Below are 22,615 nucleotides of genomic sequence, written 5' to 3' on the forward strand. Positions count from 1 at the left end.
CGTGGCTCCTTCGGCTACGGGTAGTAACTCGAAGGCTAATACCCGTAGCCGACGTTGGCAAGGGGCAGGTGTCACGCATCCAGGTCGAGCGTCGTCGACAGCTCGGGGAACGCCTGCGCCTGCTCGACGAGCTGCTGTCCCTTCTGCACGATCCCCGCCACGCTGTCCGCGCCGGCGGCGAACCGCAGCGGCGGCTCGGGCATCGCGATCAGCGTCAGCAGCACCTGCGCGAGCTTCGCGGGGTCGCCGGACTGGTTGCCCCGCATGCCGCGGAAGAACTCCTTCGACCCGGCGGAGAGCGGGGCGTAGTCGTCGATCGCGACGTCGCCCCAGAAGGTCGAGTCGCCCTCGGCCAGCAGGTCGGTGCGGAAGAAGCCGGGCTCGACCACGGTGGTGTGGATGCCGAAGGGTGCCACCTCGTCGTGCAGGGCCTCCATCCAGCCCTCGAGCGCGAACTTCGACGCCGAGTAGGCGCTCCCACCGGCGCCGGCGACGATGCCCGCGGTGGAGCTGATGCTGATGACGTGCCCGGAGCGCTGCCGTCGCATGACCGGGAGCACGGCGCGCGTCACGGCGAGCGCTCCGAAGAAGTTCGTCTCCATCTGCGCGCGGAACTGCTCGGCCGAGATCTCCTCGAAGTACCCGGCCTGGAAGCTCCCGGCGTTGTTCACCAGGACGTCGACGCCGCCGAAGCGGTCGGTCGCGGCGTCGACGGCGGCCCGGACGGACTCCGGGTCGGTCACGTCGAGCGCGACGGCGAGCAGGTGCTCGTGGTCGCCGAGGACGGCGCGGACCCGCTCGGGGTCGCGTCCGGTCGCCACGACTCGGTGCCCGGCGTCGAGGGCCGCCCGGGCGAAGTCGGTGCCCATCCCGCGGCTCGTGCCGGTGATGAGGAAGGTGCTGGTTCCGGTCATGGTGTTCCCTTCGTTCGTGGACACCACCATCGAAGTCCCACCGCCGCCCGCCCAGTGAGGCTCCGGCGAAACGGGGTCCTGCAGAACCTCCCTGTCCGCCGGACGATGCCCCTACCGTCGGTCCGTGACCACGATGACCTCCGACCTCCCCACGACCGACCGGGCCACCGACGGTCGACTGCCCTGGTTCCCGCTCGCCCTGCTCGCCGCGATCGGGTTCCTCCTCGTCGCCATGGAGACGATGCCGGCCGGGCTGTTGCCTGCGATCGCCGACGGGATGGGCACGAGCGAGGGCACGGTCGGCCTGTTCGTCAGCGCGTACGCCATGGGGACGGTCATCGCCACGGTCCCGGCGATCGCCCTGACCCGCGGCTTCCGCCGCAAGCCGCTCATCGTCGCCGCCATCGCCGTGCTCCTCGTTGCGAACACCCTGACCGCGTTCGCGCCGAACGTCGCGGTCGCCCTGGTCACGCGGTTCGTCGCCGGCGTGATGTCGGGGACGATCTGGGGGATGTTCGCCACCTACGCCCGGCGGATCAGCCCGGCCCGCTTCGCCGGGGTGTCGCTCGCGATCGTCTCGACGGGCGCGCCGGTGGGGTTCGCGCTGGGCACCCCGCTCGGGTCCTTCATCGGCGACGCCCTGGGCTGGCGGTCGTCGTTCATCGGGCTGAGCGTGGTCGGCGTGGTGGTCCTGGCGCTGATCGCGTTGTTCGTGCCGGACGCTCCGGGGCAGACGAGCGCCGCGAAGCTGTCCGTCGTGAAGGTGTTCCGGATCCGCGGCATCGCGGTCATCCTCGCCGTGATCGCGACGTGGATGGTGGCGCACAACACGATCTACACGTACATCTCGCCGTACCTGCGGGCGACCGGCACCGAACTGAGCGCCGGGCTGGTGCTGCTGGTCTACGGGATCGCCGCGATCCTCGGCGTCGTCGTGACCGGTGCCCTGCTCGACCGGCGCCCACGACCCCTGCTGCACGGCAGCGTCGGCCTGTTCGTCCTGGCCGGCGTGGTGCTGCTCGTCGGCCACACGTCGCCGGTCGCGGTCCTGCTGGCCGCGGGCCTGTGGGGCGTCGGCTTCGGCGGTTCGTCGACGCAGCTGCAGGCCGCCCTGACGACCGCCGGCGGCGAGGACGCCGACGTCGCGAGCGCGTTCCTTCCGGTCGCGTTCAACATCGCGATCTTCGCGGCCGGCCTGTTCGGCGCCGCCCTGCTGACTGCTTTCGACGGGTTGGTGCTCGCCGTGGTGATGATCGTGTTCGGGGCGGTCGCGGCGATCCTCACCGTCATCGGTCGCGGTTCGGCGTTCCCCGCGAAGCTCTGAGGCGACCGCGACCGCGACCGCGAAAGCCACCGCCACCGCCGGCTGCGATCATGTCCGGGTGCAGCACCACGACGAGGACCCCACCCGCCCGGACGTCACGACCATCGAGATCATCGGCGGGCCGGAACCGGTCACCGTGCCCCTGCAGCCCGCCGACAGCGGGTGGGCTGCGGTCTTCGCGGACCACCGGCGACGCATCCTGGAGGCCCTCCCCGGCTCCGGCACGGACGCCCCGGTCGTCGAGCACATCGGCTCCACGGCCGTCCCCGGCCTGGCCGCGAAACCGATCGTCGACATCGTGGTCGCCGTCCCGGACGTCACCGCCGAGGCCACCTACCTCGACCAGCTCCTCGCCGCCGGGTACGAGCTCCGTGTGCGGGAGCCGGGCCACCGCCTGGTCCGGACGCCGGCCCGCGACGTCCACGTGCACGTCTACGAGCGGGGCGCGACGGCGGTCGACGAGTACCTGCTCCTCCGAGACCACCTGCGTGCCGACGCCCGTGACCGCGCGCTGTACGAACGGACGAAGCGGGAGTTGCTCGACCGGAGCTGGGACGACATGAACGCCTACGCCGAGGCGAAGACGGCCGTCATCACCGCGATCAAGGAGCGGGCACGACGGAGCCGCGCGTCCTGAGACGCGCGGCTCCGGTTCCCGCTGCCGAGCCTCAGCTCGTCGGGACGACGTCCCAGTGCTCGCGGATCAGGTTGCCGTCGACCCGGAACAGGTCGGCCGCGCCGAACGGTGCGTCGGCCTTCGCCCCGACCGGCTTCGAGAACGTCCACACCAGGTCGCCGTCGGCCAGCGAGATGACGGACTCCTGCTTCGGCAGGCTCTGCGCGGCGCTGCCGGCGAAGAACTGCTTGAGCGCGGCCGTGCCGTTCGCGGCGACCGAGTTGTGCTGCAGGTACGCCGGGTCGAACTCCTCGTCCAGCACGGACACGTCGTGGTCGCGGAACAGTCGGTCGTACGCGGTCACGGCGAGCACCCGGTTGTGCTCCTCCTGCTGTTCGGTCAGGTGACGGTCACGCTTCGCGGCCGGGTACAGGTCGCTGAACATGCTGTTCGTGTTGCCGCTGGCCGGGGTCCCCGTCGGCACCGTCTGACGGAGTGCCCACCACTCGCTGATGCGCCCGTCGCGCATGCGGAACAGGTCGACGGCGGCGTCACCGGTGCGTTCGTCCGTCGGCTTCGCGGTGATCTGCCAGTGCACGGCCACCAGGTCCGCGTCCCCGGCGACGTGCTTGATCACGGCGTGGGCGCCGGGCACCCGGGAGCGGTCCGCGGTGAACTCGGCGAGCAACGCGGACGGACCCGAGGCGCTCGTCGCACCGTGGGCGACGGCACCGGTCGCGACGGCGGTCCGGGCAGCCGCACGGGCCGTCGCGGACCCGGGGGACCGGAACGCGCACCGGAACAGGTGCCGGACCGTGGCCTCGTTGCGCTGCTCGGCGCGACGATCGAGCCGAGACACGGCCGTGCCGCCCGAGGTCGTCCGCGCAGCACGGGCCACGGTGTGGTGCGCGGCGGTCGCGGTGGTGTCGGAGGTGGAGGTGTGGAGGGGTGCCGCCACGGCCGGACCGGCCACGAGCGACACGGCGATGGCGACCGGAGCTGCCACCGCACACGCCTTGGCGATGATGGGGAGAAGTGATGTCGTCTGCACGGCAGAACGATGGAACCGGACCCTGGGGGCCGGCGCGCGCCGTGGAGCCGCCACGCGCTGCGACCGTGACCGGCTTCTCAGTCGCGGTGCGCGCCTCCAGGGTGGGCTGTGCGCGCGCTGCCAGGGTGACCCGTTCCCGCTGGTGATCGACGAGCCGGACCTGTGGGACGGCTCACGCACACTGTCAGCCGATCCCTACGCGCCGGACTCGTCGATGGCCAGACGCAGCTCGGCGAGCACGGGCAACGCGGCGCGCAGCGCGTCGACCCCGTCCGGGCCCAGGCGTTCGAGCGCGCCGACCAGGACGTGCTCGGCCGAGGCGTCGTAGACCCGGAGCCGCTCGGACGCGAGCTCGGTCAGGGCGATCTCGGTGCTGCGGCCGTCACCGGTGGCGAGCCGCCGGTGGACGAGCCCGCCGCGTTCCATCGCGGTGACGAGGTTGCTGACCGTGGAGCGGGCGAGGCCGAGGGACCGGCCGAGCGCCGTCGGCGTGAGCCACCCGGCCTCGTCGAGGCGTCGCAGGACCTCGATCTGGGCGTCGGGCAGTTCCGGCAGCGCACCGTCACGGCGTGATGCGTTCAGCAGGGTGCGGCGGAACGGGCCGACCTGGTCGCTGAGCCGCCGGGCGATGTCCCGGAGTCCTGCGGTGTCGTGCTCGCTGCCCATGTCCTCAGCTTAGGTCTTCGAAAAAGGTTTGCAACAAAACTATGTTTGGCGCAGGATGGGTGCATGACGATCACCACCTCAGTCGCACAGCCCGTCCCGCCGCAGGACCTCTCCGGCATCGTCGGACACCGGTTCATCTACACGTACGCCAACGGCTGGCAGTACGAGATGTACGTCAAGAACGCCACCACCATCGACTACCGCATCCACTCCGGCATGGTCGGCGGGCGCTGGGTCAAGGACCAGCAGGTCGACCTCGTGGTGCTCACCGCCGGCGTCTACAAGGTGTCGTGGAACGAGCCGACCGGCACGAGCGTCGTCGTGACCGTGGTGCCGGGGGAGCGCGTGCTGCACGGCACGATCTTCTTCCCGCACTGGGTCGAGGAGGACGGCAGCAAGACCGTGCTGTTCCAGAACGACCACCTGGACCGGATGCGCGAGTACCGCGACGCCGGCCCCACCTACCCGATCTACGTCGTCCCCGAGTTCGCCCACATCACCCTGTTCGAGTTCGTCGGCCAGGACGACGAGACCGTCGTCGACACTGCGCCCGCCGACCTGCCGGCCGGGTTCGCCGACCGGAGCAACTGAGCATGACCGCGGAACGTCCGCTGGAGCGTGCCCTGACGAGCATCCGGCTCGAGCACCGGGGCGGGGCGCTCCGGGGGTGGGAGTACCGCCCGGCGTCGGCGCCCGCGTCTGCCGGCGGCGCGGTGCTGTTCGTGCACGGGTTCGGTGACTCGTCGATCGGTCCGCGCCAGCTCTTCGTGCAGGCAGCGACGGCCCTGACCGACACCGGTCTGACGGTCCGCTCCTACGACCGTCTCGGGCACGGCACGAGCGACGGACGGTTCGCGGACATCTCGATCGGCGACGAGGTCGAGCAGGTCGTCACGATGATCCGGGCGTTCTCGGTCGACCAGGGGGCACCGATCGACGTCGTCGCCCACAGCCTGGGTGCCGTCGAGTCAGCGATGGCGGCGGCCCGGGTCCCCGAACTGGTCCGGAGCCTGACCCTGTGGTCGCCGGCCGGGGTCGTGGTCGACGACATCGCCGTGCACGACACCATCCAGGGCCAGCCGCTCGCACCCGTCCGTGACCGTGGCTGGTTCGACTTCGGCGGCACAGCCCTCGGGCGTGGGTTCATCGACGAGGTCCGGGACGGACTCGACGTGTACGCCCAGGCCCGCGGGTACGACGGACCCGTCGACGTCCTGCACGGCACCGCCGACGAGATCGTCCCGGTCGAGTACGGCCGGCGCTACGGCGAACTGCTCAGCGGGGCGACGTTCACCGCGGTCGACGGTGCGGACCACGCCTGGTCGTCGGTCCCGTGGCGCGAGCAGCTCGTCGGCCGCCTGCTCGACCGCGTCAGGGAGCGGTCCGGGCGATGAGGTCCTGCACCCGCGCGCGCACGTCGTCGCGGATCGGCCGGACGGCGTCCAGGTCGAGCCCGGCGGGGTCGGTGAGTTCCCAGTCCTCGTAGCGCTTGCCCGGGAACACCGCGCAGGCGTCCCCGCACCCCATCGTGATGACGACGTCGGCGGCGCGGACGGCATCGGTGCTGAGCAGGGCGGGCTGCTCGTTCCGGATGTCGATGCCCTCCTCGAGCATCGCCGCGACGACCACGGGGTTCAGCTGGTCGGCGGGTTCGGAGCCGGCGCTCCGGACGTCGACGCGGCCACCCGCCAGGTGCTGCAGGAAGCCGGCGGCCATCTGGGAACGGCCGGCGTTGTGGACGCAGACGAACAGGACGGTGGGCATGCGGGGTGCTCCGATCAGAGGACGGCGACGCCGAGCAGGCCGGCTCCGATGACGACGGCCCACGGGGGAGTGGACCAGCGGGTGCCCGGCGCGGGCCATGTCGGGCGTGCCCGACACCAGCAGGGCGAAGGCGACGAGCAGCACCGCGGACGACCGCAGGGGCTCGGGGCTCGTCGTCACCCGCTCATCTTGACGACGGCAGATGGTTCAGTCAACATTGAACCGATGAACACCCGGCGGCAGGACCTCGAGCGGCGTGCGGGGCAGCACGCGGCCCTCGGCGACGTCGCCCGCCTGGCGATCGTCGACCTGCTCGCCGCGTCCGACGCCAGCCCGAGCGAGGTGCGGGCCGCCCTCGGGATCTCCGGGCCGCTCCTGGCGCACCACCTGCGCGTCCTCGAGCAGGCCGGTCTGGTCACACGACGCCGCTCCGACGGCGACGGTCGCCGCAGCTACCTGCACCTCGAACCGAGCGGCGTCCCGCACGGTTCGGCAGCGGTGCCGGGCCCGGTGTCCCGCGTGCTGTTCGTCTGCACCGGCAACTCCGCGCGCTCCCCGCTGGCCGCGGGCGTCTGGGCGCAGGTCAGCGAGATCGGCTCGCTGTCGGGCGGGACGCGTCCCGCAGCCGCCATCGCCCCCGGGGCGGTCGCCGTCGGGGAACGCCACGGCCTGGACCTCGGCCGCCACGTCCCGCGTGCCTTCCGCGACCTCGTCGCCGACGGCGACCTGGTCGTCACGGTCTGCGACCGCGCGCACGAGTCGATCGACGACGGCGACAGCCTGCACTGGTCGCTGCCGAACCCCTCGCGCGTCGGTACGCCGGACGCGTACGAGGCCACCTTTGCGGACCTCCGGGCCCGCGCCACCGCGCTCGCTGCGCGCCTCGCCGCCTGACGCGGCCCCACGAACGGAACGTCCCGATGAGATCCCCCCTCCTCATCGGGGCGTTCTCCTTGCTCGACCGCCTGCGGACTGGAGGCACGGGGCGGGCCCGCACCGTGCCTCCCTTCCGTCGCGTGGTGCGCCCAGGGCTGTGTGCGCTCCCGGGGGAGCCGTCACTCAGGACCGGCGGCTGCCGGCGACCAACCGGAGGACCTGATCGGTGTGGCGCTCCGCGGTCGCGAGCCGTGCGTGCTCGACCGCGGCGGCGGTGTGCGGTTGCAGCAGCGTCCGGTCCGAGGCGAGTTCGATGATCGTCGTGGCGAGCCCGAACGCGGTCTCGTCGTCGGTCAGGACGGCGGCGGAGCCGAACTCGCTCGCCAGGCGGATGTCGGACACGATGACCGGACGGTGGTCGCGGAACGCCTCGAGCGCGGTCATCGGCTGGCCGTCGTGCTCGAGCGAGCAGACCACCGCCGCGTGCCCGCACAGCAGCAGGTCGTGGACAGCCTGCGACGACAGGCGGCCGTGGACGCGGACCGACACCGGCGTGCGGGTCGGGGGGACGGTCCCGCCGGCGACGTCGACCCGCACCGCGTGTGCCCCGAGTCGGATCTCCACCAGCCGGATCGCGTTGAGGAGGACGTCGAGGCGCTTGTCCGGGGTGAACCGCGACGCCCAGACGAGCCGGAGCGGGCCGAGTTCCGGCGCCGGTGGCGGTTCGACCGCCCGGCGACCGAGGGCGTTGGGCACGACGTGGACCGGGCCGACGCCGGCCTCGCGCAGCGCACGTGCCTGTCGTGTCGTCGGGGTGACGACGACGTCGGCCGCCCCGCAGACGGCCACGGCCATGTTGCGGCGCGCGTCGTCCATGGGGTGCCCCGTGAAGCGGTGCCGTGTGGGCCGGATGCCGGTCACCACACGGTGCGCGTGCCGTGCGAGGGGCGCCATCGCCGCCGCGGTCGGGCCCCGGACCGGCGCCGAACCGTGCACGGTGTGGATCGTCGGCAGCTCGAGGGACCGCGCCGTGGTCAGCGCCGCCGCGGCGAGGCCGAAGTCCGAGTGGGTGACGACGAGGTCGATCCGTTCCTCGAGCATCAGCGTACCGAGGCACCGGCGGACACGGACCGAGTTGCGGACCACCGGCAGGTCGCTCTCCGGGGCGCTGATCGACGGTTCGACCTCGAACAGGCGGACGCCGTGCCTCCGCAGCTCCGCGGTCTCGCTCGACCGCGGAGTCGCCACCCAGACGACGTGACCGGACTCGGCGAAGGCCTTCGCCTGCTCGACCAGCGCGGCGCGTTCACCCCGCATCGCCGACAGGGGGAAGTCGCTCACGAGCAGGACGGTCGCCTTCGCCGGCGCCACGTCAGCGGCCGGTCTCGAGCAGGGTGGTCTGGCGGGGGCTGCGCATGCGGTCTCTCACGGTTCGGGAGCGGGACGGGGTGCTGGGAACCGTAGGCGTTCAGAAGACGATCGTCTAGTGAAACGACGTGCTGCTGAGCGGGCCTTCACGACTCGTCGAGTGGACGTTCAGTCCGGGCGAAGGCGGCGGACGGACGAGACTGTCCGGTTCCGGCGGATGCTGTACACGTCTGAGCCGTGGTCGTCGTACAGTCTCGGGAAGCTACCCCGCCGGACCCTACCGGCGGGTGCCCGAGCCCCCTGTTCCCGGGCTGGCCTCGTCATGACCACCGCGTCGAACCCGACGGCGTCGTAGCGCGAGGACGTCTGCTCCTGACCCGAACTCGTGGCAGACGTCCTCGCACCATCCCGCTATCGTCGAGGGACCGCCGGTCCCCGATCTCGGGGCGAGCAGCGGCCAGGGGACCACGGGGGACACCATGCAGCACCAGCGCGCCATCACCGCACTCTCGACGCTCACCGCGACGATCGCCCTGGCGGTGACGCTCAGCGGGTGCACCGCATCGTCGTCGGCGTCACGGACCGTCACACCGGACGCCTTCGAACGCGTCGTCGTCGACGCGTTGGCCGACGTCTCGGACGCGACGCCCGAGGTCGACTGCGGTGCGGACGACATCGCGATCGAGGACGGCGCCGAGGTGCACTGCGACGTGAACACGGCCGGCTACGACGTGGTCTACGACTCGGTGTCGACGATCAGCACCGACGGCGGCGACGACTACCACGTGGACGTGGAAGTGGCCGACCAGCCCAAGGACTGATCGGCCACGACACGGTGTCCGACGACTAGCGGTCGGACGCCTCGACGACGCAGCTCTCGACCTGCTGGGCGGCCTTCGAGGCGTCGGCGAACGGCGTCGGCGCGTCCGAGGTCGTGGTCGTCTCGTCGGCGACGGCCTGCTTGGCGACGTCGTTCACGGCGTACAGCGGGCCGTCGAAGTCGTCGGCCGTGGGGTCGGCGGTGGTCGCCCAGATGGTGACCTCGTCGTCGTTCGAGTCGTTGCTGTCCGCGGGGACGATCGCGGCGCCGAGGTACCAGCCGCCGTCACCCTTCTGGATGTTCGCGAACTCGGTGGTGTCGTGCGACCCGACCGCCTTGTCGATCATGTCGACGGCGGCGCTGGCGGCCACGTCGCACTGGGCCGACTGGGACTTCTCCTCGGAGCCGGGGACCTTGCCGACGGGGTTGATGTTCTGCGCTCCGCCGGGGTCGCAGGCGGTGAGCAGGAGGGCTACGGTGGCGGCGCCGAACAGCGCCGTGACGGTCTTCGCTCGCGTGGACATGGCGCTGAACGTAGGCCGACCCCGGTGGGCGGCGACCCAGCCAGGAGCGTCCCCCGACGACGGACGGGAGGCCCGGCGCACGTCGTGCCCCGGGCCTCCCGTCCGTCACCTGGTCCCGTTGCCGGACCGGCGTCCCGTCACAGGATCGGGGTGCCGCCGGTGACGGCGACCCGCGCGCCGGAGACGTAGCTGCCGTCCTCGCTGGCGAGCAGCACGTAGACGGGTGCGAGCTCGGCCGGCTGGCCGGGACGGCCGAGCGGCGACTGCTTGCCGAACTGCTCGACCTGCTCCGGCGGCATCGTCGACGGGATCAGCGGCGTCCAGATCGGACCGGGTGCGACGCTGTTCACGCGGATGCCGCGGTCGCCGAGCAGCTGCGCGAGCGCGGCGGACAGGTTCGCGACGCCGGCCTTGGTGACGTCGTAGGGCGCCAGGTTCGGCTTCGGGTTGTCGGAGTTCACCGAGCTGGAGCCGATGATCGACGACCCCGGGCCGAGGTGCGGCAGCGCGGCCTTGACGAGGTGGAAGTAGGCGCTGAGGTTCGTCGCGAGGGTGTGGTCCCACTCCTCGTCGCTGATCTCCTCGATCGTCTCGTGGGTCATCTGGTAGGCGGCGTTGTTCACGAGGACGTCGAGCCCGCCGAGCTCCGAGACCGCCTGGTCGATGACCGATCGGCAGTACGCCGGGTCGCTCACGTCGCCCGGGAACAGCACGGCCTTCCGACCGGCTTCCTCGATCCAGCGCTTCGTGTCCTGGGCGTCGTCCTCTTCCTCCGGCAGGTAGCTGATCAGGACGTCAGCACCCTCGCGCGCGAACGCGATCGCGACGGCCTTCCCGATGCCGCTGTCCCCGCCGGTGATGACGGCACGCTTGCCGGTGAGCTTGCCGGAGCCGCGGTACGACTCCTCGCCGTGGTCGGCCTTCGGCGTGAGTTCCTGGTCGCTCCCCGGGGGCTGCTGCTGCTCGGTCACGTCTCTCCCTGTGGTCGATTTCCCTGGACGTCCCCGATGCTGGGCGGGCGCCACTGAACGCCCGTCCAGGGTCACGGCGTACCCCGTTCCGCGCTCGAAGATGTGTACCCGGCACGACGGCGGCCTACCGTGGCAGCGGATCAGGGAACCGTCACCGCGACGGATGCTCCTCTTCACCAGGGAGCAACGTTGAAGTACGTGAACTACGCGGGTACCGTCCGTGTCCTGACGAGCGACACGATCGCCGATGCGGTGATCCGGTACGCCGCCGCCCTGCACCAGAGTCGGCTGAGCGACGTCGTGTCGATCCCGACGGCCGACGACTTCGGGGTGGCGAGCACGATCGAGGTGCTCCTGGCCCCGGCGATCCCGGTCGCCCTCGAGCCGGCTCCGGATGACGACCTCGAACCCGAGGGCGAGGCGTTCCTGCTCGAGCTCGGCCGGCGCACCGAGGCCGCGCTCGCCGTCGACACCAACGCGTCGCCGCCGGACTTCGGGCGCTGAGCGGGCGCCCCTACGCCACCGGCCCGTCGGTCAGGTCCGACCGGGTGTCCGCGTGGATCACCTCGTCGTGCTCGAAGGTCAGCGCGGCTGCCCGCAGCCGTTCCACGAAACCCGCGTCCTCGCGCTCGAGCTCGTCCTCTTCGGCATCCTCGACGACGAGCTGGCTCGACGGACCGATCAGCACCTTGGTCGTCGTCATGGTGCCGTCGGCGGCCACAGCGGGGATCGCGACGGTGTCCGCCCGGTTGCCGCCTGCCAGGGCTGCGGCGTACTCGATCACGGCGTCGGCCACGTCGTCGCTCGTCAGGATCGTCGAGCGGTCGTACTGGATCTGCTTCATGTCCGGGCCTCCATCAGCACAGCCAACAGGCCGTCGGCTGGCCGTCGTACAGGAACACGGCGCGTCGCTCGTTGCGCCGACGCCGACTTGTCGTCAGGATCATCACGTGCCCGAGACCATGCACCGCCTGCTGCGGGAGATCCAGACCGCCGAGCCGTCGGTCGCGGCCGAGGCGATGGCCCGGACACACATCACCCACGGGCTGTCGGTCGAACCGACGGACGCCGAGTTCGTGTTCGAGGAGCGCGTGCGCGGGACGGCACTGCTGTCGCTCGAGTCGACCCGCTGCACCGGGGTCCTGAGCGGCACGATCGAGCCGGGCGACGCGATGATGATCTTCTGGATGAAGTCCGGGGTCGCCCAGCTCGACGAGAACACCGTGAAGACCGGCCGCCCGACGCTCTTCCGTCAGGGTCCCCAGCGCTTCCGCTGGATCGCCTGCAACAAGGACGTCCTGCGCATCGACCGCTCGATCGTCGAGCAGGTCGCCGCCGAGCGCGGGGACTGGGCCCCCGGTCCCATCGAGTTCCGTCCGCGGCACGTCCCCGAGGGAGCCCCGCTCGCTGCCTGGTGGCTCATGGTGCGGTCCGTCGCACAAGAGGTGCTGGCCGGACCGGACGCCGTGCCGATCGAACGCGAGCGGGAGCTCGCCCGGTTCGCCGCCGGTGGTCTGCTCACCGCGATCCCGCACTGGCCGGTCGGGCAGCACGAGCCGGTGATGGCCTCCACCGCCCGCTTCGCCCGTGCCGAGACCTTCCTGCTCGAGCACGCCACCGAGCCGATCACCGTCGACGACGTCGCCGAGGCCGCCGGCCTGAGCGTGCGCGGCGTGCAGGCGGCGTTCCAGCGGCACCACGGCATCACCCCGACCATGTACCTGCGCCGCATCCGGCTGCTGCTCGCCCGCGAACAGCTCGAGTCGGGCGACGGGCGGAGCATCGCCGAGATCGCCCGGGCCACCGGGTTCGCCCACCTCGGTCGGTTCGCGGGGAGCTACCGCGAGGAGTTCGGCGAGCTGCCCCGGCAGACGGCGTCCACCGCGCGCGACGGCGCCCGCGCGTAGCCGAGCAGCCGCGCGGCCCCGCAAGAATCCCGCAACCGCCCGCCGTCCGGCCGATCGCCGACGATCGTCGCCCTACGTTTGCGCTGCACGGACACGCAACCACGACGACTGGAGACCCCATGGCCGGCTCAGCAGCACCACCCGTCCCGACTGTGGCAGTCCCGCCGACGACCGATCCGTCGACGTTCGGCCGACGGCTCATCGAGGACGCTTCCTACGCCCGTGAGCACTTCGTCTTCACCGCACTGCTCGGGTCCCCGCTGCTGCCCCGGATCGTCCGTCGGCTGCTGCTCCGTGCCGCCGGGGCACACACCGAGTCCGGTGTGGGCACCGGGTTCTCGCTGACGGGCGACCCGAAGCACCTCACGATCGGCCGGGGCGTCTTCTGCAACCGGAACGTGACCGTCGAGGCCGTCGCCCCCGTGACGATCGGTGCGAACACCGCGATCGGGATGCAGGTGCTCATCATGACGAGCCACCACGAGATCGACGCCGAGGGCCGCTGGAGCGACGTCGCGACCGGCCGTCCGGTGGTCGTCGAGGAGCACGTCTGGATCGGCGGCCGCGCCACGATCCTGCCCGGCGCCCACATCGAGCACGACGTCGTGGTCGCCGCCGGCGCCGTGGTCGTCGGCCGCCTGGCGGCGCACGGTGTCTACGCCGGCGTCCCCGCCAAGCGGATCCGTGAGCTCGCCCCGTCCGCGCGACCACCGCTGGTGGACCCCACCGCCTGACGACCTGGAGGCGCGTGGCGGCGCCGCCACGTGCCTCCCGTCCGGCGTTGGTGCTGCTTCGAAGACGCCGGCGTGCTGCTGCGACGCCGCCCCGCCGTCGAGACGCCGCCGAATGTGGAGGCGTCTCGACGACCTGGCGGCGCCGGACGAAGACGACGGCGTCTCCTTCCGCGGGGACGCGCACTCTGCCAGCATGATCACGACGCGGGCGACGGCGCCCGCGCAGGACGAGGGAGACCGTCATGACCGTTCGCCTCAACCCCTACCTCGGGTTCCGGAGCGGTGCCCGCGAAGCGCTCGAGTTCTACCACTCGGTCTTCGGCGGCACGCTCACCATCGGCACGTTCGGTGAAGCCGGCATGAGCCAGGACCCCGCCGACGCCGACAAGGTGATGCATGGCCAGCTCGACGGCGACCAGGGCCTGCTCCTGATGGCCTCGGACGCGCCGTCCGGCATGCCCACGCCGGCCGAGAGCAGCATCTCGCTCTCGCTCAGCGGCGACGACCACGAAGTGCTGACCCGGTGGTGGAACGGCCTCGCCCAGGGCGCCACGATCGTCGAACCGCTCACCACCGCGCCCTGGGGCGACACCTTCGGCATGCTGACCGACCGCCACGGGGTGTCGTGGCTGGTCAACATCAGCGGCGCGACGAGCTGAGCGGCACCGTACCCACACGCGCCGGCACCGGCCACCGCGGCACCCAGCAGCGGACCTGCTCGGCGTAGCGGCGGAAGTCGTCGCCGAACCGTTCCGCCAGGTCGGATTCCTCGAGCGGGCGGACGATGCAGTTCCAGACCACGGAACCGGCGATCGCGTAGACGACGACCAGCCACGACGACAGCAGCAGGCCGACGGCGACGCCCTGGGTGATGCCGGCCAGTGCCATCGGGTTCCGCACCGACCGGTACGGCCCGGCGACCACCAGGCGGTTCGCGGTGGCCGAGGGCAGCGGCGTGCCCTCGCCCTTCGTCGACATCGCCGCTGCCGACGCGATGCCGAGCGCGCTGGCCAGCAGGAGCACGACCACACCGACGACGGTGAGGGCGGTGACGAAAGGTGACGGCAGGAGCGGGTGCAGGCCCCAGCGGTGCTCGGCGAACGCGATGACCAGGGGGAACACCCCGAGGAACAGGCCCCAGAAGACGACGATCTGCAGCACGGTCGCGGTGACGTGCCGGGAACGTGGGGCCGCGGCATCAGCCGTCCGGATCCGCAGCGGACCGCTCGTCACCCACTCCGTCGGGACCCGTCCGAGCAGGACGAGGGCGAGGGCGACCGTCGAACCGATCGTGGCGGCCAGCATGACGAGCACGCCCCAGCCGGCCTCGCCGGTCACGGTGGCCCAGACGCTCAGGGCGACGAGCACCAGGGCGGTCCACACCGTCGTGACCACCGTGGCGGCCCGGACCCCGGCCGCGGCGAGCACCGAGCCGACGACGAACAGCGGGACGTCGAACACGGCGACGAGCACCGGGTCGAGCGAGCCGAGCGTCGCCGTGCGGATCCACGGCAGCGTCGCGACGGCGATCCACCAGGCCGCTCCGCCGACGGCTTGCAGCGCGTAGTACCGCCGGCCCCAGGACATGGGTGCACGGTAGCAGTGCGCGGCGAGGGCCCGGGCCGTGGGCGCGCTCCCGCTGGTGGGTCAGTCGGTGTGGTTGATCTGTCCGAGCCAACGGCCGAAGGACGGGGTGCGCTCGTCGTGCAGGCTGGGCAGGACGGGCTTCGGCAGGCAGGTGCGCTCGTCGGTGACGGTTCCGGTGCCGGTGCTCTTGTGGAGGTCGAGGCTCATGGTGGGCTCCTTCGTGGTCGGTGGAGAGTTCGACACCGGGCGAGGCCGTTCCATTCCCATCAGACGTGCCATCAGACGCGATCCGCCCTGCGCAGTCGTCCAGCACCGTCGGGTTGTCTCGACGGCATGAGCGAGCACGACGACGAGCAGACCCGAGCCGACTTCGACGACGCGGTGAACATGACCGCCACCGAGCTGCGGAAGTGGCTCGACACCGACGAGTCGAAGTCCGTCGGGCAAAAGCCCTCCGGCGGCGGCGAGTCGACCGGCCACGAGAGCGGTCGGCACATCATCCGCATCCTCGAGAAGCACAAGGCCGACCGCACCGACGACGACCTGGCGCACATGCGGAAGGTCGTCGGCTACGTCGCCCGGCACTCGGAGCAGCGTCCCGACGGCGACGTGCACGACACCCCCTGGCGGTACTCGCTCATGAACTGGGGCCACGACCCGGAGAAGCACTGACGGCATCGGGCAGAATGGGTGGCGTGAACGAGACGGGCATGCCGCGCTTCCGACGGATCTGGTCGACCGTGCAGGTCGGTGTCCTCGCGATCGCCGTCGCGTTCTGCGTCGTGATGCTCGTGATCGGGCAGGGCAAGCTCGACCGGGTGTACGCGGTCGCCGCGGTGTTCTTCGGCCTCGCCCTGGTCGGGCACAGCACCTACCTGTGGCTCGTCGCCCGGGCGAACCGCCGTCCCTGACGCTCTCCCGCGTCGGCGATCGCGGCTAGGCGTTCTGGTGGACCCGCAGCCAGTCGATCGTCATCTGCTGCGGGAACCGCGTCGAGGCGTCCGGCGAACCCGGCCAGTTCCCGCCGACCGCGACGTTGAGGATCACGAAGAACGGCTTGTCGAACACCCACTGGGCCGAGCCGACGTCGGCCCGGGTGACCGTCCGGTACGCGACACCGTCGACCGTCCAGGTGATCGAGCCGGGGCGCCAGTCGACCCCGTACACGTGGAAGTCGTCGGCGAACGCTGCTCCGGACGGAGCCGTGTACGCCGCCGAGATGCCCTGAGCGCCGGAGTACCCGGGCCCGTGCACCGTGCCGTGCACGATCCCCGGCTCGTACCCGACGTTCTCCATGACGTCGATCTCCCCGCACGCCGGCCACCCGACCTGCCCGATGTCCGCGCCGAGCATCCAGAACGCCGGCCAGATGCCCTGACCGCGGGGGATCCGGATCCGCGCCTCGATGCGGCCGTACCGCGCGGTGTAGGTGCTCTCGGACTTCAGTCGAGCCGACGAGTACGAGCCGTCGGCCTCGCGGTGTGCGGTGATGACGAGGTTGCCGGCACCGTCGAGCGCCGCGTTCCGCCGCGAGTCCGTGTAGGTCTGCAGCTCGGCGTTGCCCCAGCCGCCGGCACCCAGGTCGTACCGCCAGATCCCCGGGTTCGGCGCGCTGCCGGCCGGGCCGTCGAACTCGTCGGCGGCGAGCAACACTGGGGCGGCAGCCGACGTGGTCGCTGCCTGCGCCGACCCGTCCGCGCCGATCGCCGTCGCGCCGAGGGCCGTCGTCGCGGCTCCGGCGAGTCCGAGCGTCATGAAGCGCCGTCGATCGATGTGCTGGTCCATGTCGTGCTCCCTGCAGCGCGATGGTGGTGTGGTCGTCGGATCATGCACCATCCGGACGAGTCAGGCCAGGGCCGTACCGTGGTTGATCCGCCCCGCGCAGACCGCAGCCGGCGCCGACGGACCCGTCAGCCGAAGCGCATCGCCAGCGGCACGAGCAGGCCCGCGACCCAGACGAGCACCATGACGAGGGCGCCGACCGCGATGAGCCGTCGGCGACGCCGAAGCTTCGGGCTCCGCTCCTCGCCCCACATCTGTGCACGGACCAGCACCCGGTTCGCCTGCTCGACGACCTTCCGCACCTCGGGGTCGTCGACGTCGAGGACACCGGAGCGGGCGTGCTCGGCGATGACCGCGGCTTCGTCGACGGTCAGGTCGTCCTTGCGCATGCTCCATCTTCGCACCGCGTGCAGGGGTACGACCCGGCTGTGCGGGAACGGACCACGGCCGGGTACCAAGGACACATGGGACATCGGTACCGCGGGAAGATCGTCGTCATCACCGGAGCATCGAGCGGCATCGGGAGGGCCGCCGCACACGAGTTCGCCCGGCAGGGCGCCACGCTCGTGCTCGCCGCACGCGGGCACGACTCGCTCGAGGCCGCAGCCGCCGAGTGCCGGAAGCTCGGCGCCGAGGCGATCGCGATCCCGACGGACGTCGCCGACGAGCACCAGGTCAAGGACCTCATCGGCACGGTGACGACCCGCTTCGGTCGCATCGACGTCTTCGTCGGCAACGCGGCCCTGTTCGTCTACGGCCTGTTCGAGCAGACCCCCACCGAGGCGTTCAAGCGCGTCGTCGACACGAACCTGTACGGGCACCTCAACGCCATCACGCACCTGCTGCCGCACTGGAAGCAGCGCGGGAAGGGCACCTACGTGCTCGTCGGCTCGATCCAGTCGCTGCTCTCGGCGCCGTACCAGTCGGCGTACGTCACGAGCAAGCACGCGGCCCTCGGCCTGGTCGACGTGCTCGGCGACGAGTTCGCGGGCACCGGCATCCGGTTCACCGCACTGCTGCCGTCCACGATCGACACCCCGATCTACCAGAACGGTGCCAACTACACCGGCAAGACCTCGCACCCGCTGCCGCCCACCGTCTCCGTCGAGCGGGCCGGCCGTGCCGTCGTGCAGGCCGCCACGCACCCCAAGCGGTACCGCTTCGTCGGACGGATCCAGGCGTCGCTCGTGCCGCTGCAGTACATGTTCCCGGGCCTGTTCCACAAGATCACGAAGCCGATGGTGGAGACGTTCGCCCTCCGTGGCAAGGGCGCCCCGACCGACGGGAACCTCTACGCCCCCGCCGACGCCGCGAACGCGACGAACGGCGGCTGGGTCGCGAAGCGACGCCGCGTCACGCGCCCGGTGCTGTGGGCCGGAGCGCTCGTCGCGGTCGCGGCCGTCGCCCTGCGCCGACGCCGCTGACGGCCTGGAGGCACGGTGCCAGCCCGCACCGCGCCTCCCGTCCGCCCGTGCGTGCGTGCACAGCCGGGCGTACCTGCACGAAACGGGCGTACCTTGCGGAACCGGGCGTACCTGGCGGAACCGGGCGTACCTGCCGTGTTCTTCTCGGCAGGTACGCCCGATCTCGCCAGGTATCGCAGCCGTTCTGGGAAGGAACGGGCGGCTAGAAGAGCTTCGCGCTCGCGCGCCGAGCACCCTCGCCGAGGGACTCGAGCTTCGCCGCGGCGATCTGCGGGTGCACGCGGCCGCCGAGGCCGCAGTCCGTGCCGGCGATGACGCGCTCACGCCCGACCACCGAGGCGAACCGCTCGATGCGCTGCGCGACGAGGTCGGGGTGCTCGACGACGTTCGTGGCGTGGCCGACGACACCGGGGACGATGACCTTGCCCTCGGGCAGGGTGACGTCCTGCCAGACGGTCCACTCGTGCTCGTGGCGGGCGTTGGCGGCCTCGAACGAGTACGCGCCGGCGTCGATGTCGAGCATCAGGTCGACGATGTGGCGGAGCTCGATGTCGGTGGTGTGCGGGCCGTGCCAGGAACCCCAGCACAGGTGGAAGCGCACGCGGCTGGTGTCGAGGCCCCGCAGCGCGTGGTTGAGCGCCTCGACACGGATGCGGGTGAAGGCGCGGTAGTCCTCGATGCTCGGCTCGGGGTTGATCTGGTCCCAGTTCTCGGCGATCGAGGGGTCGTCGATCTGCAGCACGAGGCCGGCGTCGAGGATCGTCGTGTACTCCTCGCGCAGGGCGTCGGCCCATGCCCAGATGTGTTCTTCCTCCGTCGCGTAGTGCTCGTTCGCGATGCGGGCGGCGGAGCCGGGGGAGAGCGCCGTGATGAAGCCGTTGTCCGCGCCGGCGGCTTCGACCGCGTGCTTGAGGTTCGCGGCGTCGGTGGCCGCGGCCTCGTGGCCGGTGTAGGTGATCGGGCCGGTGGTGGTCGGGAACGCGGTGGCGTTCTTGCCCCTGCCGATGCCCGACTCGGGGTCGGTGTAGGCGTCGTGGAAGATCGTCCAGTCGCGGCGGTCCGGGAAGCTCGTGAGCCGGATGTTCCCCGGCGTGGACCGGACCGGCTGCTGCGAGAAGATGTTCTCGTCGGTCAGGCTCAGGCCGCTGACGCGCTGGAACGAGTAGCCCCACCAGGCGCCGTAGTCGACCCTGTTCGACATCGCCTTGCCGAACTCGCCGTCGCCGGGCTGCGTGATGCCGAGCGCGGTCTGCCGGGCGACGACGTCGTCGACGGCCGCGCTCGTCAGGGCGCGGACCTCGTCGGTGGTCTCGAGCGTGAAGCCGTCGGCGGCCACGGGCCGTGCGGCGTTCGCGGCGATGAGCTCCGGGGTGCGGGGGAGCGATCCGGCGGTGGTGGCCTGGATGCGGTCGGTGTTCTCGAAGGGCATGCGCTGGCTTCCTCTCGATGAGTGCGGACTGTCGGGAGTCGGGGGCCGCGCGCGAGGCTTCGCGGTGCGCTGCAGTGCCACTCTGCCACGAGGGGTCGGGCCCGTTACGTTCCGCGACGCGCCGCCGGGCCACGCGTCGTACGGTCGACCCATGAGCACGACGAACCCGGCGAACGCCACGACCGCGACCACCACGACCGCACCGACCTTCGCCGAGTCGTGGACCACGTGGCACGACGACCACGAGCAGGCCCGGGCGAGCGAGCACGGGTTCCTCGCGATCACCAGCATCCGTTGGCTCACCGCCACGCCGGAACGCTTCGAGGACGCACCGGGCAGCTGGTCGACGGACGAGGACGGCCCGGTGGTCGCACTGGCCGAGGACGAGACGATCGAGGTCGACGGGCAGCACGTCAGCGGGACGCACCGGTTCGGCCCGCTGCCGGAGCGCTCGAGCACGAACGTGGTGTGGCGCGACGGCGACGAGACCGTGGTGATCGAGGTCGCCCGGCGCGGCGGCAGCGACCTGCTGCGCCCGCGGCACCCGTCGAACCCCACCCGCGTCGGCTACCACGGCACCCCGGCGTACGCCCCCGCTGAGCGCTTCGTCGTGGACGCGCACTTCGAGCCGTTCGACAGCCCGCGCGAGGTCACGGTGGGCAGCGTCGTCGACGGCTTGCTGCACGTGTACGAGGCCCCCGGCGTCCTGACGTTCGACCTCGACGGGCCGCGGTCGCTCCTGGCGTTCAACGGGCACGCCGGCGGCCTGCACGTGCTGTTCACCGACCGCACGAGCGGGGTCACGACGTACGCGGCGAACCGGAGTCTCGACATCGCCGCACCGGATGCCGACGGTGCCACCCGCATCGACTTCAACCGGTCGACGAACCTGCCGTGCGCGTACACCCCGCACGCGACCTGTCCGCTGCCGCCCGCCGAGAACCGGCTCGACGTGGCGATCGAGGCGGGCGAGCAACTACCCGCAGCCTGACCGCGGAGCACGCGCGGCCGCCGGGCGCGCACCGACGCAGCCGACCCGTCCACGAGAATGGGGGAGCCATGCCACGACCCACTTCCCGCATCCCGCTCAACACCCTCGCCGTCCCGTTCGGCCTCGCCGGCTTCGCCGAGACGTGGTCGTACGCCGCCCCCGTGCTGCACCTGCCCACCGTGGTGCCGCAGGTGTTCTGGGCGATCGCCGCCGTCGCGTGGGTGTGGCTGCTCGGTGCGCACGCCGTCCGGGGCGCACGCGTCAGCGAACGGCTCGTCGACCAGCTCCGCCACCCGGCGCAGGGGCCGATCGCCGCGCTCGTGCCCGCGACCGCGATGCTGCTCGGCGTCGACCTCGCGCGGTTCGCCCCCGTCGCCGGGCAGGTCGTGGTGCTCGCCGCCGTGGCCACCGCGGCCGGGTTCGCCGCCTGGCTGCTGAGCACCTGGTTCGAGGGCCGGCTCGCCCTGGAGTCCGTGCACGGCGGCTACCTGCTGCCGACCGTCGCCGCGGCCCTGGTCGCCTCGGTCGCCACGCACGAGGTCGGCGTCGGCTGGCTGTCCTGGCCGGCCCTCGGCGTCGGCGTGTTCTTCTGGGGCGTCATGACCGGCCTGCTGCTCATCCGGCTGGCGTTCCGACCGGCGCTGCCGGGGCCGCTCGTGCCGACGATGGCGATCCTGGTCGCGCCGCCGGCGGTCGCCACCCTGTCGGTGTTCGCCCTCACCGACGGAGCGGTCACCCTGCCCGTGCAGGCCATCGCGGGGCTCGGCGTCCTGATGGTCCTCGTGCAGCTGGCCCTGCTGCCGCGGTACGTCCGCCTGGCGTTCTCGCTCGGGTTCTGGTCGTTCGTGTTCCCGGCCGCCGCGGTCGCCACCGCCGCAGTGGAGTGGTTCCGGGCACTCGCGCTGCCGTCCGCCTGGATCCCCACCGCCGTGTTGCTGGCGCTGCTGAGCGTGCTCGTCGCGGTCGTCGGTGCCCGCTCGATCGGCCTCGCCGTGCACCACCTGCTCGGGCAGGCCGAGCGGACCCTGCACGACGCCGACGACGAGGACGCCGCCCCCGGCCCGGTGACGGGCGCGACCCGCGTGGTCTGACGAGCGGGGCGGTCGGGCTGCACAGGCGGTGGACGGGAGGCCCGTGGCGGCCCCGCCCCGCGCCTCCCGTCAGGTCGCGGGGACGCGTCTCCAGCCGCTGGTCGCCCGCCAGGCGGGCGCCTCGAAGCGGAAGACGCTGCCCATGCCGGGCTGGTCGAGGGCGCGCGTGATCGGGACGCCCCGCAGGTGGGCCAGGAGCAGCGCGCCGACCGCACCGTGCGACACGATCGTGAGGTCGCCGGTGGCGCAGTGCCGGCGGACGGCTGCGGCGATGCGCTCCTGGGCGTCGATCGCCCGCTCCCAGCCGCGGACCGACTGCTCGGGTCGGGCGAAGAACGCGTCGACGACGGCCTCGAACTCGGACGGCGGCAGGTACCCGGTCGCGCTCCGGTCGATCTCGCCCAGCAGCGGGTCGTGCTCGACCGACAGCCCGACGGCGCTGGCGAGCAGGTCGGCGGTCTCGACGGCCTTGCGCTCGGTGCTCGAGACGATCCGCCGGGAGCCCGGTGTCCAGGCGAGCCGGTGTGCGGCGGCGGCCCGGACGCGTCCCTCGGGCGACAGCCCCCACGACTTGATCGGGACCGCGGGGTCGACCACCACTTCAGCGTGGGTCAGGAACGACGAGACCATCCGGCGATCCTCGCACGGTGCGAGGTGCGCCCCGGCCCCGTCCGGTGCGAGGTTGCCCACTCCGTGCCCGGTCTGTTCCGACGCACCGAGTGGACAACCTCGCACCGAGCGACGCCCCGCCTCGCGCCGCCCGCCCGCCGCGCGTC

29 protein-coding genes are annotated in these 22,615 nt (G+C 72.0%); 15 read left to right on the forward strand and 14 right to left on the reverse strand.

The window, feature by feature from the left end; all coding sequences use genetic code 11:
• Nucleotides 1–71: 71 nt before the first annotated feature.
• Nucleotides 72–914 carry an SDR family NAD(P)-dependent oxidoreductase gene (locus FFG40_RS10880; protein ID WP_138803185.1) on the reverse strand — a complete coding sequence of 281 codons (843 nt, stop codon included), beginning with the start codon at nucleotides 912–914 and terminating at the stop codon, nucleotides 72–74.
• A gap of 133 nt (nucleotides 915–1,047) precedes the next feature.
• Between FFG40_RS10880 and FFG40_RS10885 the strand changes: the two genes are divergently transcribed.
• Together FFG40_RS10885 and FFG40_RS10890 are read left to right on the forward strand one after the other, a co-directional pair.
• Nucleotides 1,048–2,238, forward strand: coding sequence for an MFS transporter (locus FFG40_RS10885; protein ID WP_138803514.1), 1,191 nt, complete (start codon nucleotides 1,048–1,050; stop codon nucleotides 2,236–2,238).
• Nucleotides 2,239–2,296: 58 nt separating this feature from the next.
• Nucleotides 2,297–2,875 carry a GrpB family protein gene (locus FFG40_RS10890; protein ID WP_138803186.1) on the forward strand — a complete coding sequence of 193 codons (579 nt, stop codon included), beginning with the start codon at nucleotides 2,297–2,299 and terminating at the stop codon, nucleotides 2,873–2,875.
• A 31-nt stretch (nucleotides 2,876–2,906) separates the two neighbouring features.
• Here the strand turns inward: FFG40_RS10890 and FFG40_RS10895 are convergent, their stop codons facing one another.
• The gene (locus FFG40_RS10895) at nucleotides 2,907–3,860 is read right to left on the reverse strand and encodes a nuclear transport factor 2 family protein (RefSeq protein ID WP_138803187.1); all 954 of its coding nucleotides are present in this window, start codon (nucleotides 3,858–3,860) and stop codon (nucleotides 2,907–2,909) included.
• Between the two features lie 240 nt (nucleotides 3,861–4,100).
• Entirely contained in the window at nucleotides 4,101–4,571 is a 471-nt protein-coding gene (locus FFG40_RS10900; RefSeq protein WP_111022953.1) for a MarR family winged helix-turn-helix transcriptional regulator, read from the reverse strand.
• 63 nt (nucleotides 4,572–4,634) lie between these two features.
• Here FFG40_RS10900 and FFG40_RS10905 point away from each other — a divergent pair, with 63 nt between their 5' ends.
• Nucleotides 4,635–5,162: a phenolic acid decarboxylase gene (locus FFG40_RS10905; RefSeq protein ID WP_138803188.1), complete on the forward strand. Its 528-nt coding sequence runs from the start codon at nucleotides 4,635–4,637 to the stop codon at nucleotides 5,160–5,162.
• 2 nt (nucleotides 5,163–5,164) lie between these two features.
• Nucleotides 5,165–5,965 carry an alpha/beta hydrolase gene (locus FFG40_RS10910; RefSeq protein WP_138803189.1) on the forward strand — a complete coding sequence of 267 codons (801 nt, stop codon included), beginning with the start codon at nucleotides 5,165–5,167 and terminating at the stop codon, nucleotides 5,963–5,965.
• On the opposite strand, the gene FFG40_RS10915 is transcribed toward FFG40_RS10910, so the two are convergent.
• Nucleotides 5,943–6,335, reverse strand: a complete 393-nt coding sequence (locus FFG40_RS10915; RefSeq protein WP_138803515.1) for an arsenate reductase ArsC — start codon at nucleotides 6,333–6,335, stop codon at nucleotides 5,943–5,945. The genes FFG40_RS10910 and FFG40_RS10915 overlap by 23 nt on opposite strands.
• A 225-nt stretch (nucleotides 6,336–6,560) precedes the next feature.
• Here FFG40_RS10915 and FFG40_RS10920 point away from each other — a divergent pair, with 225 nt between their 5' ends.
• The gene (locus FFG40_RS10920; protein WP_138803190.1) at nucleotides 6,561–7,229 is read left to right on the forward strand and encodes an ArsR family transcriptional regulator; all 669 of its coding nucleotides are present in this window, start codon (nucleotides 6,561–6,563) and stop codon (nucleotides 7,227–7,229) included.
• A 165-nt stretch (nucleotides 7,230–7,394) separates the two neighbouring features.
• On the opposite strand, the gene FFG40_RS10925 is transcribed toward FFG40_RS10920, so the two are convergent.
• Complete coding sequence (locus tag FFG40_RS10925; protein ID WP_138803191.1) at nucleotides 7,395–8,552, reverse strand: glycosyltransferase family 4 protein; 1,158 nt, start codon at nucleotides 8,550–8,552, stop codon at nucleotides 7,395–7,397.
• Between the two features lie 506 nt (nucleotides 8,553–9,058).
• Here FFG40_RS10925 and FFG40_RS10930 point away from each other — a divergent pair.
• Nucleotides 9,059–9,400, forward strand: a complete 342-nt coding sequence (locus FFG40_RS10930; RefSeq protein ID WP_138803192.1) for a hypothetical protein — start codon at nucleotides 9,059–9,061, stop codon at nucleotides 9,398–9,400.
• Between the two features lie 25 nt (nucleotides 9,401–9,425).
• Here FFG40_RS10930 and FFG40_RS10935 read toward each other — a convergent pair whose 3' ends face one another.
• Both FFG40_RS10935 and FFG40_RS10940 read right to left on the reverse strand, forming a co-directional pair.
• Entirely contained in the window at nucleotides 9,426–9,923 is a 498-nt protein-coding gene (locus tag FFG40_RS10935; RefSeq protein WP_138803193.1) for a hypothetical protein, read from the reverse strand.
• 137 nt (nucleotides 9,924–10,060) lie between these two features.
• Nucleotides 10,061–10,894, reverse strand: coding sequence for an SDR family oxidoreductase (locus tag FFG40_RS10940; protein ID WP_138803194.1), 834 nt, complete (start codon nucleotides 10,892–10,894; stop codon nucleotides 10,061–10,063).
• 189 nt (nucleotides 10,895–11,083) lie between these two features.
• On the opposite strand from FFG40_RS10940, the gene FFG40_RS10945 reads away from it, so the two are divergent.
• Nucleotides 11,084–11,398 (forward strand): hypothetical protein, encoded by a 315-nt coding sequence (locus FFG40_RS10945; RefSeq protein WP_035808256.1) that lies wholly within the window; start codon nucleotides 11,084–11,086, stop codon nucleotides 11,396–11,398.
• 10 nt (nucleotides 11,399–11,408) lie between these two features.
• Here the strand turns inward: FFG40_RS10945 and FFG40_RS10950 are convergent, their stop codons facing one another.
• Nucleotides 11,409–11,738: a hypothetical protein gene (locus tag FFG40_RS10950; RefSeq protein WP_051596706.1), complete on the reverse strand. Its 330-nt coding sequence runs from the start codon at nucleotides 11,736–11,738 to the stop codon at nucleotides 11,409–11,411.
• A gap of 106 nt (nucleotides 11,739–11,844) precedes the next feature.
• Here FFG40_RS10950 and FFG40_RS10955 point away from each other — a divergent pair, with 106 nt between their 5' ends.
• From FFG40_RS10955 to FFG40_RS10965, 3 genes are all read left to right on the forward strand, one after another.
• A complete protein-coding gene (locus FFG40_RS10955) occupies nucleotides 11,845–12,801 on the forward strand; it encodes an AraC family transcriptional regulator (protein ID WP_185974162.1) in 957 nt (318 codons plus the stop codon).
• A gap of 152 nt (nucleotides 12,802–12,953) precedes the next feature.
• Complete coding sequence (locus FFG40_RS10960; RefSeq protein ID WP_185974163.1) at nucleotides 12,954–13,535, forward strand: DapH/DapD/GlmU-related protein; 582 nt, start codon at nucleotides 12,954–12,956, stop codon at nucleotides 13,533–13,535.
• A 242-nt stretch (nucleotides 13,536–13,777) separates the two neighbouring features.
• Complete coding sequence (locus FFG40_RS10965; protein WP_138803197.1) at nucleotides 13,778–14,194, forward strand: VOC family protein; 417 nt, start codon at nucleotides 13,778–13,780, stop codon at nucleotides 14,192–14,194.
• Here the strand turns inward: FFG40_RS10965 and FFG40_RS10970 are convergent.
• Both FFG40_RS10970 and FFG40_RS17135 read right to left on the reverse strand, forming a co-directional pair.
• Nucleotides 14,175–15,122: an isoprenylcysteine carboxylmethyltransferase family protein gene (locus FFG40_RS10970; protein WP_138803198.1), complete on the reverse strand. Its 948-nt coding sequence runs from the start codon at nucleotides 15,120–15,122 to the stop codon at nucleotides 14,175–14,177. The two genes, FFG40_RS10965 and FFG40_RS10970, sit on opposite strands and share 20 nt — an antisense overlap.
• A 60-nt stretch (nucleotides 15,123–15,182) precedes the next feature.
• Nucleotides 15,183–15,329: a hypothetical protein gene (locus FFG40_RS17135; RefSeq protein ID WP_155896806.1), complete on the reverse strand. Its 147-nt coding sequence runs from the start codon at nucleotides 15,327–15,329 to the stop codon at nucleotides 15,183–15,185.
• A gap of 126 nt (nucleotides 15,330–15,455) precedes the next feature.
• On the opposite strand from FFG40_RS17135, the gene FFG40_RS10975 reads away from it, so the two are divergent.
• Together FFG40_RS10975 and FFG40_RS10980 are read left to right on the forward strand one after the other, a co-directional pair.
• Entirely contained in the window at nucleotides 15,456–15,794 is a 339-nt protein-coding gene (locus tag FFG40_RS10975) for a DUF3140 domain-containing protein (protein WP_071244508.1), read from the forward strand.
• Nucleotides 15,795–15,817: 23 nt separating this feature from the next.
• Nucleotides 15,818–16,033, forward strand: coding sequence for a hypothetical protein (locus tag FFG40_RS10980; protein ID WP_138803199.1), 216 nt, complete (start codon nucleotides 15,818–15,820; stop codon nucleotides 16,031–16,033).
• Between the two features lie 25 nt (nucleotides 16,034–16,058).
• On the opposite strand, the gene FFG40_RS10985 is transcribed toward FFG40_RS10980, so the two are convergent.
• Complete coding sequence (locus tag FFG40_RS10985) at nucleotides 16,059–16,907, reverse strand: family 16 glycosylhydrolase (protein ID WP_138803200.1); 849 nt, start codon at nucleotides 16,905–16,907, stop codon at nucleotides 16,059–16,061.
• Between the two features lie 125 nt (nucleotides 16,908–17,032).
• Complete coding sequence (locus tag FFG40_RS10990; RefSeq protein WP_027465422.1) at nucleotides 17,033–17,293, reverse strand: hypothetical protein; 261 nt, start codon at nucleotides 17,291–17,293, stop codon at nucleotides 17,033–17,035.
• A gap of 75 nt (nucleotides 17,294–17,368) precedes the next feature.
• Between FFG40_RS10990 and FFG40_RS10995 the strand changes: the two genes are divergently transcribed.
• On the forward strand, nucleotides 17,369–18,328 hold the full coding sequence (locus FFG40_RS10995; protein WP_138803201.1) for an SDR family oxidoreductase: 960 nt from the start codon (nucleotides 17,369–17,371) through the stop codon (nucleotides 18,326–18,328).
• A 202-nt stretch (nucleotides 18,329–18,530) separates the two neighbouring features.
• On the opposite strand, the gene FFG40_RS11000 is transcribed toward FFG40_RS10995, so the two are convergent.
• Complete coding sequence (locus tag FFG40_RS11000) at nucleotides 18,531–19,757, reverse strand: cobalamin-independent methionine synthase II family protein (protein ID WP_138803202.1); 1,227 nt, start codon at nucleotides 19,755–19,757, stop codon at nucleotides 18,531–18,533.
• Nucleotides 19,758–19,908: 151 nt separating this feature from the next.
• On the opposite strand from FFG40_RS11000, the gene FFG40_RS11005 reads away from it, so the two are divergent.
• A complete protein-coding gene (locus FFG40_RS11005; protein WP_138803203.1) occupies nucleotides 19,909–20,748 on the forward strand; it encodes a DUF1684 domain-containing protein in 840 nt (279 codons plus the stop codon).
• A 68-nt stretch (nucleotides 20,749–20,816) separates the two neighbouring features.
• Nucleotides 20,817–21,839 carry a transporter gene (locus tag FFG40_RS11010; protein WP_138803204.1) on the forward strand — a complete coding sequence of 341 codons (1,023 nt, stop codon included), beginning with the start codon at nucleotides 20,817–20,819 and terminating at the stop codon, nucleotides 21,837–21,839.
• A gap of 69 nt (nucleotides 21,840–21,908) precedes the next feature.
• Here FFG40_RS11010 and FFG40_RS11015 read toward each other — a convergent pair whose 3' ends face one another.
• The gene (locus tag FFG40_RS11015) at nucleotides 21,909–22,469 is read right to left on the reverse strand and encodes a histidine phosphatase family protein (RefSeq protein ID WP_138803205.1); all 561 of its coding nucleotides are present in this window, start codon (nucleotides 22,467–22,469) and stop codon (nucleotides 21,909–21,911) included.
• Nucleotides 22,470–22,615 lie beyond the last annotated feature (146 nt).

Origin of the sequence: Curtobacterium sp. KBS0715, assembly GCF_005938005.2 — a bacterium.
GTDB lineage: Bacteria > Actinomycetota > Actinomycetes > Actinomycetales > Microbacteriaceae > Curtobacterium > Curtobacterium flaccumfaciens.

Coding starts and splice junctions, on each gene's coding strand:
- FFG40_RS10985 (WP_138803200.1), bottom strand. CDS start 16,907: ATGGACCAGCACATCGATCGACGGCGCTTCATGACGCTCGGACTCGCC.
- FFG40_RS11005 (WP_138803203.1), top strand. CDS start 19,909: ATGAGCACGACGAACCCGGCGAACGCCACGACCGCGACCACCACGACC.
- FFG40_RS10880 (WP_138803185.1), bottom strand. CDS start 914: ATGACCGGAACCAGCACCTTCCTCATCACCGGCACGAGCCGCGGGATG.
- FFG40_RS10965 (WP_138803197.1), top strand. CDS start 13,778: ATGACCGTTCGCCTCAACCCCTACCTCGGGTTCCGGAGCGGTGCCCGC.
- FFG40_RS10970 (WP_138803198.1), bottom strand. CDS start 15,122: ATGTCCTGGGGCCGGCGGTACTACGCGCTGCAAGCCGTCGGCGGAGCG.
- FFG40_RS11000 (WP_138803202.1), bottom strand. CDS start 19,757: ATGCCCTTCGAGAACACCGACCGCATCCAGGCCACCACCGCCGGATCG.
- FFG40_RS10905 (WP_138803188.1), top strand. CDS start 4,635: ATGACGATCACCACCTCAGTCGCACAGCCCGTCCCGCCGCAGGACCTC.
- FFG40_RS10900 (WP_111022953.1), bottom strand. CDS start 4,571: ATGGGCAGCGAGCACGACACCGCAGGACTCCGGGACATCGCCCGGCGG.
- FFG40_RS10885 (WP_138803514.1), top strand. CDS start 1,048: ATGACCTCCGACCTCCCCACGACCGACCGGGCCACCGACGGTCGACTG.
- FFG40_RS10915 (WP_138803515.1), bottom strand. CDS start 6,335: ATGCCCACCGTCCTGTTCGTCTGCGTCCACAACGCCGGCCGTTCCCAG.
- FFG40_RS10910 (WP_138803189.1), top strand. CDS start 5,165: ATGACCGCGGAACGTCCGCTGGAGCGTGCCCTGACGAGCATCCGGCTC.
- FFG40_RS11010 (WP_138803204.1), top strand. CDS start 20,817: ATGCCACGACCCACTTCCCGCATCCCGCTCAACACCCTCGCCGTCCCG.
- FFG40_RS10920 (WP_138803190.1), top strand. CDS start 6,561: ATGAACACCCGGCGGCAGGACCTCGAGCGGCGTGCGGGGCAGCACGCG.
- FFG40_RS11015 (WP_138803205.1), bottom strand. CDS start 22,469: ATGGTCTCGTCGTTCCTGACCCACGCTGAAGTGGTGGTCGACCCCGCG.
- FFG40_RS10990 (WP_027465422.1), bottom strand. CDS start 17,293: ATGCGCAAGGACGACCTGACCGTCGACGAAGCCGCGGTCATCGCCGAG.
- FFG40_RS10975 (WP_071244508.1), top strand. CDS start 15,456: ATGAGCGAGCACGACGACGAGCAGACCCGAGCCGACTTCGACGACGCG.
- FFG40_RS10995 (WP_138803201.1), top strand. CDS start 17,369: ATGGGACATCGGTACCGCGGGAAGATCGTCGTCATCACCGGAGCATCG.
- FFG40_RS10950 (WP_051596706.1), bottom strand. CDS start 11,738: ATGAAGCAGATCCAGTACGACCGCTCGACGATCCTGACGAGCGACGAC.
- FFG40_RS10930 (WP_138803192.1), top strand. CDS start 9,059: ATGCAGCACCAGCGCGCCATCACCGCACTCTCGACGCTCACCGCGACG.
- FFG40_RS10935 (WP_138803193.1), bottom strand. CDS start 9,923: ATGTCCACGCGAGCGAAGACCGTCACGGCGCTGTTCGGCGCCGCCACC.
- FFG40_RS17135 (WP_155896806.1), bottom strand. CDS start 15,329: ATGAGCCTCGACCTCCACAAGAGCACCGGCACCGGAACCGTCACCGAC.